The organism is Glaesserella sp. (assembly GCF_041817755.1).
Lineage (GTDB): Bacteria > Pseudomonadota > Gammaproteobacteria > Enterobacterales > Pasteurellaceae > Glaesserella.
Window position 1 is genome coordinate 25,843 of sequence record NZ_JBGYBX010000022.1, and the last position, 13,010, is coordinate 38,852.

15 protein-coding genes are annotated in these 13,010 nt (G+C 43.8%); 3 read left to right on the plus strand and 12 right to left on the minus strand.

The features are described from left to right. Nucleotides 1–61: 61 nt before the first annotated feature. The 11 genes from ispB to yceD form a co-directional block, all read right to left on the minus strand. Nucleotides 62–1,045: an octaprenyl diphosphate synthase gene (ispB, locus tag ACEYKX_RS02300; protein WP_373766846.1), complete on the minus strand. Its 984-nt coding sequence runs from the start codon at nucleotides 1,043–1,045 to the stop codon at nucleotides 62–64. Nucleotides 1,046–1,179: 134 nt separating this feature from the next. After that, nucleotides 1,180–2,451: an HlyC/CorC family transporter gene (locus tag ACEYKX_RS02305; RefSeq protein WP_373766845.1), complete on the minus strand. Its 1,272-nt coding sequence runs from the start codon at nucleotides 2,449–2,451 to the stop codon at nucleotides 1,180–1,182. A gap of 93 nt (nucleotides 2,452–2,544) precedes the next feature. Then, nucleotides 2,545–3,324 (minus strand): inner membrane protein YpjD, encoded by a 780-nt coding sequence (locus ACEYKX_RS02310; protein WP_373780398.1) that lies wholly within the window; start codon nucleotides 3,322–3,324, stop codon nucleotides 2,545–2,547. 86 nt (nucleotides 3,325–3,410) lie between these two features. After that, complete coding sequence (gene yggU / locus ACEYKX_RS02315) at nucleotides 3,411–3,710, minus strand: DUF167 family protein YggU (protein WP_373766964.1); 300 nt, start codon at nucleotides 3,708–3,710, stop codon at nucleotides 3,411–3,413. Continuing rightward, on the minus strand, nucleotides 3,710–4,243 hold the full coding sequence (locus ACEYKX_RS02320) for a YggT family protein (protein ID WP_373766843.1): 534 nt from the start codon (nucleotides 4,241–4,243) through the stop codon (nucleotides 3,710–3,712). Before ACEYKX_RS02320 ends, yggU begins: the two co-directional genes overlap by 1 nt. Nucleotides 4,244–4,394: 151 nt before the next feature. Beyond that, nucleotides 4,395–4,739 carry a YggL family protein gene (locus ACEYKX_RS02325; protein ID WP_373766842.1) on the minus strand — a complete coding sequence of 115 codons (345 nt, stop codon included), beginning with the start codon at nucleotides 4,737–4,739 and terminating at the stop codon, nucleotides 4,395–4,397. Between the two features lie 24 nt (nucleotides 4,740–4,763). Continuing rightward, a complete protein-coding gene (gene trmB, locus ACEYKX_RS02330; RefSeq protein ID WP_373766841.1) occupies nucleotides 4,764–5,513 on the minus strand; it encodes a tRNA (guanosine(46)-N7)-methyltransferase TrmB in 750 nt (249 codons plus the stop codon). 111 nt (nucleotides 5,514–5,624) lie between these two features. After that, nucleotides 5,625–6,575, minus strand: coding sequence for a beta-ketoacyl-ACP synthase III (locus ACEYKX_RS02335; protein ID WP_373766840.1), 951 nt, complete (start codon nucleotides 6,573–6,575; stop codon nucleotides 5,625–5,627). Continuing rightward, nucleotides 6,557–7,609, minus strand: a complete 1,053-nt coding sequence (gene plsX / locus ACEYKX_RS02340) for a phosphate acyltransferase PlsX (protein ID WP_373766839.1) — start codon at nucleotides 7,607–7,609, stop codon at nucleotides 6,557–6,559. The genes ACEYKX_RS02335 and plsX overlap by 19 nt, the downstream gene beginning before the upstream one ends. Before the next feature lie 25 nt (nucleotides 7,610–7,634). Then, the gene (gene rpmF, locus ACEYKX_RS02345; RefSeq protein WP_015431862.1) at nucleotides 7,635–7,796 is read right to left on the minus strand and encodes a 50S ribosomal protein L32; all 162 of its coding nucleotides are present in this window, start codon (nucleotides 7,794–7,796) and stop codon (nucleotides 7,635–7,637) included. Nucleotides 7,797–7,812: 16 nt separating this feature from the next. Continuing rightward, entirely contained in the window at nucleotides 7,813–8,337 is a 525-nt protein-coding gene (gene yceD / locus ACEYKX_RS02350) for a 23S rRNA accumulation protein YceD (protein ID WP_373766838.1), read from the minus strand. Between the two features lie 187 nt (nucleotides 8,338–8,524). On the opposite strand from yceD, the gene dapD reads away from it, so the two are divergent. The 3 genes from dapD to ACEYKX_RS02365 all read left to right on the plus strand — a co-directional run bounded on the left by dapD (nucleotide 8,525) and on the right by ACEYKX_RS02365 (nucleotide 11,440). Beyond that, on the plus strand, nucleotides 8,525–9,349 hold the full coding sequence (gene dapD / locus ACEYKX_RS02355) for a 2,3,4,5-tetrahydropyridine-2,6-dicarboxylate N-succinyltransferase (protein WP_373766837.1): 825 nt from the start codon (nucleotides 8,525–8,527) through the stop codon (nucleotides 9,347–9,349). A gap of 50 nt (nucleotides 9,350–9,399) precedes the next feature. Next, nucleotides 9,400–10,011, plus strand: a complete 612-nt coding sequence (locus ACEYKX_RS02360; RefSeq protein ID WP_373766836.1) for an HAD-IB family phosphatase — start codon at nucleotides 9,400–9,402, stop codon at nucleotides 10,009–10,011. A 124-nt stretch (nucleotides 10,012–10,135) separates the two neighbouring features. Further along, complete coding sequence (locus ACEYKX_RS02365; RefSeq protein ID WP_373766963.1) at nucleotides 10,136–11,440, plus strand: hemolysin family protein; 1,305 nt, start codon at nucleotides 10,136–10,138, stop codon at nucleotides 11,438–11,440. Between the two features lie 109 nt (nucleotides 11,441–11,549). On the opposite strand, the gene ACEYKX_RS02370 is transcribed toward ACEYKX_RS02365, so the two are convergent. Next, the gene (locus tag ACEYKX_RS02370; protein ID WP_373766835.1) at nucleotides 11,550–12,899 is read right to left on the minus strand and encodes a GntP family permease; all 1,350 of its coding nucleotides are present in this window, start codon (nucleotides 12,897–12,899) and stop codon (nucleotides 11,550–11,552) included. Nucleotides 12,900–13,010: the final 111 nt, after the last annotated feature.

A 13,010-nucleotide genomic window follows, 5' to 3' on the forward strand; every position in this document is an offset into this window, starting at 1 on the left:
AGTAGGGTTGCCTTTCTTTTGGTTACTTTTCTTTGGCGAAGCAAAGAAAAGTAACATTTACTTAATAACTCCGATCCACCGACAAATACGCCAATGAGATCAACGCTTGTTTATATTCGCTTTCCGGCAAAATAGCAATCGCATCAACGGCTTTCTGGGCTTCCTGTTTTGCACGTTCCATGGTGTAATCTAAGGATTTATGTTCTGCCATAATCGCCAAAATCTCGTCTAAGGCTTCACGTTTTCCGCCTTGTTCAATCGCTTCACGGATCAATGCAGCTTGTTGCGGATTACCGCTTCGCATTGCGTGTAACAATGGCAAGGTTGGTTTACCTTCGGCTAAATCATCACCGATATTTTTACCTAATTGTTCAGCATTCGCACTGTAATCTAAAATATCATCAACCAGTTGGAATGCCGTACCAAGATAACGACCATAATCACGCATTGCAATCACAGTCGCTTGATCTGCCCCCGATACAATCGCCGAGCATTGACTTGCCGCTTCAAACAGACGAGCGGTTTTACTGTAAATTACCTGCATATAATTGGCTTCGGTCGTTTCAGGATCATTGACATTCATTAACTGCTGAACTTCGCCTTCGGCAATCACATTAGTGGCATCAGACATCACTTGTAACACATCAAGAGAACGAAGGCTTGCCATCATTTGAAACGCACGGGTATAGATAAAATCGCCCACCAATACACTTGCAGCGTTACCAAAACGGGCATTTGCCGTTTCACGTCCGCGACGCATATCCGATTCATCGACCACATCATCGTGCAACAGCGTTGCAGTGTGGATAAACTCAATAAAGGCTGCACAAGTAATATGCTCACGTCCCTGATAACCGACGGCATTTGCCGCCAACACCGCAATTAACGGGCGAATGCGTTTACCACCGCCGCTAATGATGTAATGTCCGAGCTGATTAATCAGCACGACATCCGAATTGAGTTGAGCAAGGATAGCCTGATCGACCGCTTGCATATCTTTCTTGGCAAGAGCTGAAATTTGTTCAAGTGACAACTGCATTTTCATTAATATTATCTTTCGTTTGCAAAATAAGGCTGGATTTTACCTTAATGTGTAGAGGTCATCAAAATAAGAATGTCAAAAGTCAGCCATTTTAGTGAAAATAAGGGGATATTTTACAATATCCCCCGTAATAAACCTTATGAAGCGGAAACGGCTATCGGCTCGACTTTTGCTAATTTCACCATATTATCGCTGACTTCAAGAATCGTCACGTTCAGATTAAATAACGTGAACTGAGTATCCTCATCGGGAATTTTTTCCAAATGTTCCAAAATTAACCCGTTAAAGGTTCTAGCTTCGTCTAGCGGTAAATTCCAATCGAACAGTTTGTTAATATCCCGTAAATTCGCGGAGCCTTCAATCAATACCGAACCGTCCGATTGCGGTTTAATTTCCTCTTCTAAAGAAGGTGCCGCCGATGTCGTGAATTCACCGACGATTTCTTCAAGAATATCTTCCAATGTCACTAAGCCTTTAATATCGCCGTATTCATCGACAACCAATCCTATGCGTTCTTTATTGGTTTTAAAATTCATCAGTTGGGTGGTAAGCGGCGTGCCTTCCGGAATGAAATACGCCTCATCCACCGCCCGAATCAATTGCTCTTTAGTAAATTCATTTCGTTCTAACATTAAACGGAACGCTTCCCGTACACGTAGCATTCCCAATATGTTTTTATCCATATTGCCTTTATAAATCACCACGCGGGCATGAGCGGCACCGGTTAATTGGCGCATGATGGCTTTCCAATCGTCATCAATATCGATTCCACCGATATCATTACGCGGAACCATAATATCGTCAACAGTGACTTTCTCCATATCCAAAATCGACACCAACATGTCTTGGTGCGAAGTCGGAATAAACCGCCCGGCTTCAAGCACGACACTACGCAATTCTTCGGCACTCAATCCTGACTTTTCGGACTTCCGAATTCGGAATAATTTCATTAATCCGCCGATAATCAGGTTCATGAAGAACACCACCGGCATCAGTATTTTTTGTAACGGCATCAGCAGATAACTTGCCAAAAAACCAATTTTTTCGGGATAAAGCGCCGCGACAGTTTTCGGCAGAATCTCGGAAAAAACCAACATCACGAAAGTGAGAAGCCCCGTTGCAACGGCAACACCGGCTTCGCCCGAAATTTGTAAGCCGATCATGGTCGCAATCGCCGATGCGGCAATATTGACGACGTTATTACAAATTAAAATCAGGCTGAGCAATGTGTCCGTTTTGGATAACAATTTTTCCGCTAATTTTGCTCCCTTGTGTCCTTTTTCGGCAAGGTGGCGCATGCGGTAACGGTTGAGAGACATGAGCCCTGTTTCAGAGCCTGAGAAAAAAGCAGAAAGTAAAAGAAGAATAGCAAGAGTAATAAATAAACTACTCAGGGGGATACTGTCCAAAATGAAAATCCTATGTGAGTGAATCAACAAGCGGTCAGATTTGAATATTTTTTTGCAAATTGTTAAGAAAATCTGACCGCTTCCCAAAGCCGATTATACGGCTCTGCTACCGAAATAGGCGATAGTGAGCAACATCATACCCGAAATCGAGTAAATTAGCACCCGATTTCCTCGCCAATGCAGTTTCCATTGCCCTAATAGCAGGATGTTATACACAATCCAAGCAATAAACGAAAAAATCGCTTTATGGATATGTTCCGGGGCAAAGAAATTGTGTAAGTAGATCATGCCGGTCACAAGCGCTATCGTGAGTAACGCTTGTGCAGCAAGGGTTAACGTAAAAAAATGGCGTTCGACGGTCATCAATGGCGGTAATACAGGCGAAAAAGTAAACTTTTTGCTTTTCAGGTTTCTGTCCAACCATTTCAATTGTGCGGCATAAAGCAATGCAATCAAAAATAAACCGTAGGATGTAATGGCAATACCAAGATGGAACATTAAACCAAGATTTTCCGAAAGTTGCTTGATGAAATTGCCTTCCACAAAAGAAGAGAGAATAATAGTAACAATACCGATAACGTAAATCACCGACAAGGGAAACCAAACCGTTTTCCAACGCATCAGGGCAAACGTGGCTAAGCCGCTCACAATCACGCTGATCAATGATGCGACATTGGCAATGGTATAATTCTGCCCGCCACTGACCACTAAATGCTGAGAAATATTGACGATATGGCAAATCACCGCCACGCTGCCGAGCACAAATACCGCTTTCGTATTCGGTTTTTTCTCCGCATCAACGTGAGCAAGGGTCGGCATAATCCATAACAACGCACCAAGATAAGCCGCAATGCTGAGTAGCGCAAATAACATTTCAATTTCTCTCTAGTTAAGAATAATTTTCAATAGGCGTAAAGTAGCAGTTTTAACGCGGTTTTTCTATGGGAAAAATCAATTTTTTACCCTTTTGCTATAGTCTCAATCTCCACCGGAATCTGCTTAGGTGCCGGCACAAAAATTTGTTTATGTCGTTGTAGCTCGCCTTTTTCCAATACAATGCTGCTTTTCGGTACTTTGAACAGTTTACTTACAAACTTCAGCAAGTGAGCATTCGCTTGTCCGTCCACGGGCGGGGCGGTAATCGCAATTTTAAGCTCATTATCATGTAAGCCAACAATTTGATCTCTGCTTGCTTTCGGTTGTAAAAAAATCCGCAGGCGAATACCCTGCGGATTTTGACAAAATTCGACTGCTTGCATTACGCTATAGCCCATAATTGTCCGAACACTTGGTAAAACAAGCCGTTCAGGAAAATTAAAGCAAAGCCGAGCACCATCACGGAAAAATCCAACATGCCTGTTTTCGGTAATATTTTACGGATAATACCTAACACCGGTTCGGTAATTTGAGCAATCGTATAATCCAACGGATGATTACCTTGCGTTACCCAGCTCATCAATGCACGAATTAAGGTCGTGAAAAAGAGAATCTGCCCGAAGGTTTTCACTACGCTGAGCAATCCGATCAACACTGCTCTCGGTAAATCCAAACCGAGCAACACAAACAGCAATGTTACGATCCCGACTGCAAGCAATAGCGCAGCAAAGTTAATCCCTTTTACTGTCGGAATCAGTTTAGTTAACGGGTTTAAAACCGAGTTGGTTAAACGCATTAAGGTTTGTGAAATCGGCAGATAAGGATCAACGCGGCAAAATTGCAGCCACGTGCGTAGCACTAGCAAAAAGCTAAAGATGCTGACAATAATTTGAATGAAAGGAACTAAGAATTCCATTTTATTCTCCAAAATTACGCTCTCCCACAAGCGGAAAAGACAGATTTGAGCAAAGCATTGTCTTTGCGTAAAGCCGAAAGAGGGTTACAAGCGGTGATTTTTTATAAAAATTTTGCAATACCTTCTCCCGTAAACGGGAGAGGAAAAATGTTTATTCGGAGATCGGTAAATCCCACCAAATATCAAATAAGCCGCTGACCTCGATTTCCACCAAGCCGTTTGCTTCCAGCCATTTTTGCACTAATTGACGGTGAGATTCATCGCATTTGCCTAATTTTTCTAAGCAAATTAAACCTTCCCAATGTAAATAGCCGCTGCCTTCATAAGCTAAGCCATTTGGGCGAATGACTTCATCAATAAAACGATCCACAGTTGCATCAATTTGGTCAATACCTGTACCTTCTGCAAATTGAAATTTCACTAAAAAGCCTAACTCTTGGAACTCTGCTAAGTGCATTTTTTTACGCTGTCTACGATTACGAATCGGTTGAGCCATTTTCTTTCTCCTGGTTGAGTAACATTATTTCTTAATAAAATATAAATCCCACACGCCGTGTCCTAATTTATGTCCGCGTTCTTCAAACTTCGTTAAAGGGCGAAAATCAGGGCGTGGAATAAAATCGTTGGTTTCTGACGTATTTTGCAATAAAGCGTCAAATTGACGTAACACGTCTAACATATGTTCTGCGTAATTTTCCCAATCCGTCGCAAAATGGATAAAACCGTTCGGCGACAGTTTGGTTAATACACGGGTAATAAATTCAGGCTGAACAATACGGCGTTTATGGTGTTTTGCTTTTTGCCACGGATCGGGGAAATAAAGCTGTAATCCGCCTAATGTACCGTTGGCAATGCTGTCACGTAATATTTCGGTGGCATCGTGGCAAATCACCCGCAAATTTTTCACACCTTTTTCTAACGCATAAGCAATACAAGCGCCAACACCGGGTGTGTGAACTTCAATCCCGATATAATTACGATCCGGATTTTGGTCCGCCATGTCGACTAATGAACGCCCCATACCGAAACCGATTTCAAGCACCACAGGATTGCGGTTGCCAAAAATCGCTTCAAAATCAAAAGGTGTACTTTGATAATCCAAACCGAGATTTTCCCAGTTGTTATTCATCATATCCCGCTGATAATCGCTTAAACGCCCGGTACGTAGCACAAAGCTACGCACTTTACGTAAATAACGACCATCGGGCGTAAATTCCGCCCGTTCAACGGTTTTACGTTTTTTATCGGCAAATGTGATCTTTTCTGACATTATCATTGACTATACGCACAACAAATGACGTGCGATTCATTGGTAAAACAATCAAGCGATCCGACCGCTTGTATGATCGAGCGGGAGCGAATCCAACACTCCCGAAAAGGATTAGAACCTGACTAATGCCGAACCCCATGTCCAACCGCCGCCAAAAGCTTCCAACAGCAATAATTGACCGCGTTGAATTCGACCGTCACGGACAGCTTCATCCAGCGCTACCGGAATCGTCGCCGCACTGGTATTGCCGTAGCGATCGACCGTCACCACGACTTGATCCATCGACATTTCAAGTTTCTCCGCCGTCGCACTGATAATGCGTAAATTCGCTTGATGCGGTACCAACCAGTCCAACTCGCTCTTATCCAATTGATTTTCCGCAAGCGTTTCTTCCACTACGTTTGCCAACTCGCGGACAGCAAGTTTAAAGGTTGCGTTGCCTTGCATCGAAATAAATCCCGAGCGGGCATCGCCGCGCTCCGCATGAGGTAACGTGAGTGCATCTTTGGTGTCCGCTGAAGCGTGTAAATGGGTAGAAATAATCCCCTGTTCGTCACTGGTTTCCAAAATTACCGCTCCTGCACCGTCACCAAATAAAACAACCGTACTGCGATCGGTTTCATCTAATTTGCGTGAATTAAGATCCGCACCCACTACCAATGCTTTTTTCACTTTACCAGTACGCACGAATTGATCCGCCACGCTTAATGCATACACAAATCCTGTACATGCCGCCGCCACATCAAACGCAATCGCATCGTCAATACCCAACATTCCTTGAATTTGGCAAGCCGCACTCGGATAAGCGTGAGAGTTACTGGTTGTTCCCACCACAATCAAATCAATTTCTTGAGGATCTAATGCCGCTTGTTCCAAACATTTTTTCGCTGCCTCAAAACCCATGGTGGCAACGGTTTCATCCGATGCGGCAATGCGACGTTCTTTCATTCCCGAACGGGTTACAATCCATTCGTCCGTTGTATCCACCATTTTTTCTAAATCCGCATTAGTGCGGATTTGCGCAGGCATGTAACTGCCCGTGGCTAAGATTTTGCTGTACATATCTTATTCTCTTGTAATCTGTTTAATCCTTCGGAAATTTTAACAGGAATTTCGCCTTCGATCTGCTGAATTGCATATTGAATGGCATAAAAAAATGCATTTATTCCTGCTCCGCCATGACTTTTCACCACAACGGAAGATAACCCGAGTAATGTCGCACCGTTATGCCGATCAGGATTAATTTGTTGTAACTTTCGGTAATAACGGTAAAACACCACCCGTAACAAATAACGCTTTACATTGCGGCAAAGGTGAGAATCTTCCGTCGACTTCTTGAAAAAAGACAAAATATTTTTTGCCGCCCCTTCCAAGGTTTTCAACGCAATATTTCCACTGAAACCATCGCACACAATCACATCGGCAATATGATTCATCAATTTGTCGCCTTCTATAAACCCGATGTAATTTAAGTGATGCGTGTTTTTGAGGCGTTGATGAGCGTCTCGAATTTGCAAGTTGCCTTTATTCTCTTCGGTGCCGATATTGAGTAGTGCCAAGCGGGGATAAACCAGATCCAACATAGCCTCGGCAAAAATATTGCCCATTTCCGCAAATTGCAGCAATAATTGGCTGTCAGCTTCTACGTTTGCACCAAGATCAAGCATCACGCTCGATTTACCGTTCATCGTCGGAATAAGTGAAGTCAATGCCGGACGCTCAATATTCGGCAGCGGTTGAATCAACTGTTTTGCCAATCCCATTAAAATACCGGTATTCCCGCCACTGACACAACCTTGTGCATTCCCTTTCGCCACCGCTTCGATCGCTAAACGCATCGAACTGCCCTTGCTCTGCCGCAAAGCTTGTACAAAAGGCAAATCGGCTCCAATCACTTTGGATGTATGAATTAGCTGAATGCGTTGTTGATACGCTGTCGGAACAGCCTGTAATAGCGGGGAGATTTGAGCTTGATCGCCGAATAGAATAAAAGATAGCCTTGGATGACGCTCCAATGCCAATAATAAAGCCGGGATAGTAATACGGGGACCAAAGTCCCCGCCCATCACATCTAACGCAAGGGTTAGACGACTCAATTTAAACCTCTAAGAGCTCAATTGATTATTTAATTTTACGACCACGGTAGTAACCGTCAGCAGATACATGGTGACGTAAATGTGTTTCACCACGTGCATCTACAGATACTGCAGCGGTTGTTAAAGCATCGTGCGAACGACGCATATCACGGCGTGAACGAGATTTTTTATTTTGTTGAACAGCCATTGGCCATACTCCTAAATTACTTTTTCTTTAAATTAGCTAATACAGCGAACGGGTTCGGTTTTTTCGCCAATTCTTCAGGCAATTCGCCAAAAACCTGTTCCTGCGCGGACACTTCACAGTGTTCAGTTTCATGCATCGGGACTAGAGGTAATGATAGAATAAATTCATCTTCTACCATATCCAGCAAATTTATTTCACCAAACGAATTCACGTCAATCGGTTCATAAATTTCGGGCAATTCGTCCGCCTGATCCATATTAGACACCGGACTGAAACAAAACGTGCAGTCAAGTATTTGCGTAAACGGCTTACCGCAACGTTGACATTCGAGTTCCACCTCAACCTTTGCCGCACCTTTAATGACGGTGAGTTTTTGCGGATCGACATATAACGATAAAGTAACTTGCGCATCGCTCAGCACTTGACCGACGGATTCACCCAAACGACCAAGCAGACTCGCAGAAATGTAGCCTTCATAGTCCATTCGACGCTGAGCGTCTTTATACGGGTCAATCGTTAGGGGTAGTTTTACCTTTTGCATAGGGTGCGCATATTACAGATTGTTGGTGCTCTAGTCAAAGGGAAAGATGAGAATTTGCAAAAAATCAGCCGAAACCGACCGCTTGTTTTTTGCTATAACACTCTTTGATTAAATTTAGTGGAAATCTCGCGTGGTCTATGCTAAAAAGTCCGCCGTTTTTAATTTTATTCACAAGAAGGAAATGCAAATGTCATTACAAGCCATTATCGAAGCGGCGTTCGAACGTCGTGCTGAAATTACCCCAAAAACCGTTGACGCACAAACCCGAGCGGCGGTTGAAGACGTGATTAAAGGGCTAGACAACGGTTCACTGCGCGTAGCGGAAAAAGTTAACGGTGAATGGGTCGTAAACCAATGGGTGAAAAAAGCGGTGTTGCTTTCATTCCGTATCAACGACAACGAAATCATTGATGGTGCAGAAACCAAATACTACGACAAAGTGCCGACCAAATACGGTAAATATAGCGAAGAACAATTCAAAGCGGACGGTATCCGTGCCGTACCGGGTGCTGTTGTGCGTCAAGGTTCACATATTGAGAAAAACGTGGTGTTAATGCCGTCATTCGTCAATATCGGTGCTTATGTCGGCGAAGGTACGATGGTGGATACTTGGGTAACGGTCGGTTCTTGTGCGCAAATCGGTAAAAACGTGCATTTATCGGGCGGTGTAGGTATCGGCGGTGTATTAGAGCCGTTACAAGCGAACCCGACCATTATCGGTGATAACTGCTTTATCGGTGCACGTTCTGAAATTGTAGAAGGTGTGATTGTTGAAGACGGTTGTGTGATTTCAATGGGCGTATTTATCGGTCAATCCACCAAAATTTATGATCGTGAAACAGGCGAAATCCATTACGGTCGTGTACCGGCGGGTTCTGTGGTGGTGTCGGGCAGCCTTCCGTCAAAAGACGGTAAATATAACCTTTACTGTGCGGTCATCGTGAAAAAAGTTGATGAGAAAACCCGTGGTAAAGTCGGCATCAACGATTTATTACGTTCAATCGAAGAATAATGTGCCGGTTAAGGGAGACGCTCGTCTCCCTTTTTGATGACGAAAAGTGAATGAAAAACGTTTTTTTTGATCTCGACGGCACCTTACATCAAGAAGATCTGTTGGCGGCATTAGTCAAATATCTGTTCACCAAAAGAAAATGGAATTTGCTTTTTTTCTTGCCGATCTTACCGCTTGTATTCCTGATTTATCGATGCTTTCCCACCCGAAAATTCAGTCTAAACGGCTTACTCTTTTTCCTTAGCTTCGGTTGTTCAACATCCGAGATGGAACGCTATATCACGGATTTTAAACGGCAGTTCACCCTTACGCCATTGCCACAGGTTCAACAGGCGTTGCAACACCATCTCGCTTCTCAAGATCAAATTTGGATTATTTCAGGTAGCCCCGTTGAGCTGATTTCACATTTCTATGCAGACTTACTACAACAGCCGAATGTACATTTGATTGGCTCAAGTTTGGAACATCGTTATGGGGCAATTTTGTTGAAAGAGCGTTGCCTTACAGAGAATAAAGTGAAAATGCTTGATGAACGTGTTCAACCTCCGATTCAATTTGACATCGGTTATTCGGACAGTATGACGGATTTACCGATGTTTAAGCGGTGTAAACAGGCGATGTGGATTACGACAGAGGGAGAAATCAAGCCTCTGGCTCTTTAACAAGCGGTCAGTTTGACTCCATATTTTGCAAATTTTCATGCAAAACAGACCGCTTGCACGTTTTTGCCCGATCCGTTCGGTTTTGCTATACTTCGCGTCATTTTCAATGCAATACACTCAAATTATGGGATTATTTGAATCTATTTTCATCATTATTTTATTGGTCATTGCCAGCGCCATTATTTCGGCGGGCGAAATTTCACTGGCGTCGGTACGAAAACTGAAATTGCAAAATCTCATCAATGAAGGCAATGAAAAAGCCCAAAAAGTGCTGAAATTGCAAGAAGAACCGGGGCAATTTATCACCGTCGTGCAAATCGCCCAAAACGTCATTGCCGTACTGGGCGGGATGTTCGGTGAAGGCGCGCTCACGCCTTACATTCACCGCTTTTTAGCCCAATACAGCCAAGCGGCTTGGCTGGAAACGGCTGCATCGTGGATCTCGTTCACCCTAGTCACCGTGTCTTTTATCATTTTCTCCGATTTAATTCCGAAACGCTTGGCAATTGCCAATCCCGAAAAAGTCGCGATGAAAATGGTAAACCTGATGTCTTTCAGCATTATTCTGTTTAAGCCGTTCGTGCTACTGCTGGATCCGCTCGCCAACGCCCTGTTCCGCCTGTTCCGTATTCCGACGGTACGTGAAGATACAATGACCTCCGATGATATTGTGGCGATTGTCGATGCCGGTGCGGAAGCGGGGGTATTGAAGGCGCAGGAACATTATTTGATCGAAAATATTTTCGATATGCAGCAACGGACGGTGACGTCCACCATGACGATCCGTGAACATATCGTCTTTTTGGATAAGTCCTTCAATCGTCAGCAAACCATTGAAACACTAAAAGAAAATTCCCATTCCAAGCTGATTATCACCGACGGCAGTTTGGATAAAATTCTCGGTTATGTGGAATCGCACACGTTGTTAACGCTTTATTTGCAGGAAGAAAACGTGAAATTGACCGATAACCGAGTGTTACGCAAGGCATTGTTTATTCCTGATACCCTTTCGTTGTTTGAAGTGTTGGAGTTGTTTAAATCGTCAGGTGAAGATTTTGCGGTGATTATTAATGAATATGCGTTAGTTGTGGGCATTGTGACCTTAAACGACGTGATGAGTATTGTGATGGGCGAGTTGGTCTCTAATGAAGAAGAACAGATTGTTCGCCGTGATGAAGACTCTTGGCTGGTTGATGGTTCAACACCGTTAGAAGATGTAATGCGGGCATTGGATATCGAATCTTTCCCGAATCAAGAAAACTACGAAACCATCAGCGGTTTTATGATGTATATGTTGCGAAAAGTGCCGAAAAAGACCGATTTTGTGCTGTACGATAAATATAAGTTTGAAATTATTGATACGGAAAATTTCAAAATCGATCAACTGATGGTTTCGCTGCGGAAAGACGCAAAATCAGCCCAAGCATAGCGTTGACGGCGGATATCGTCTACCGAATACAACATCTTGCATAAAAAGCGGTCTGTTTCACTGAAAAATTTGCAAATTTCAAGTGAAAACAGACCGCTTGTATTTGTGTTTATAACAACACGCTACCGATAAAGGCGACGATAAAACCGACGACACCGATAGACGTTTCAAGCGCCGTCCACGTTTTCAAGGTGGTTTTTTCGTCCATTTCTAAAAAGCGGCTGACAAGCCAGAAACCCGAATCGTTCACATGAGAAAGGACGGTCGCACCGGAAGCAATCGAAATCACGATAAAGCAGATGTCGAATTGGCTGAGATCCGGCGTTGCCGCCACCATCGGTGCGATTAACGCCGCCGTGGTAGTTAACGCCACCGTCGCGGAACCTTGAGCGACACGGAAGGTCGTTGCGATAATAAAGGCGGCAACAATAATCGGCAAACCGGTATCCGACATCAGTGCGGAAAGCTCGTCACCGATACCGCTTGCCCGTAACACGCCGCCGAACATCCCGCCCGCACCGGTAACTAAAATAATCGAACAAATCGGACCTAGCGCGTTATTACAAATTTTTTCGATTTGATCATACGTCCGATTACCTTTTAACAGCAGAATCGCCACAATTAAGGTAATCAATAATGCAATGGGCGTTTTGCCGATTAAGCGCAGGCTTTGTACCCAAAGATCCGAGCCGTCAACAATCTTGGCAACCGTTAAAGTATTCAAGCCGGTATCAAATAAAATCAGCAAAATAGGAAGTAAGAGAATGATCAAGACGCGTTGGAAACTCGGCGGATTTTGTACAGCCGTTTCATTAACCGCCAACGCGTTTAAAAAGGCTTTCGGTAAATCGACATGAATACGTTTACTGATAAACATACTGAACAGATAAGTGCCGATATACCACGTCGGAATCGCACAAACCAAACCGACAATCACCAACAAGCCCATATTTACGCCGAGTAAATCACCGGACGCAACAGGACCGGGATGCGGCGGAAGAAACGCATGCATGACCGCAAAAGCCCCGGCGGACGGGAAAGCATAACGTAATACGGAGCCGCCGAATTGTTTTGCCACACTGAAAATAATCGGCAGCATAACGACTAAACCGGCGTCAAAGAAAATCGGGAAACCGAACAGCAGCGAGGCAATCCCTAATGCGAGCGGCGCACGTTTTTCACCGAATTTATTAATCAGCGTATCCGCCAGCACTTTGGCACCACCGGTAATTTCCAGTAAGCGTCCGATCATCGCCCCCAACCCGACCAGCAATGCGACGGACGCTAAAGTACCGCCGAATCCGTTCAGCAATGTCGGTAAAATTTTATCCACCGGAATCCCCGTGACCAACGCGGTTAACAAGCTTACGATAATTAACGCCACGAAAGCATGTACTTTAAACTTCATAATCATCACGAGTAGCAAAATAATTGCCATCACCATTGTAAAAATCAGCATATTTCCCCCTGAAGGCATGAATTGTTACTGGTAACATATGCCTTCATACTAAAAATGTAAACATCTCACCTGATTTTATTTTAAATTTGTGATCAAGTTCAAACTTTGAAC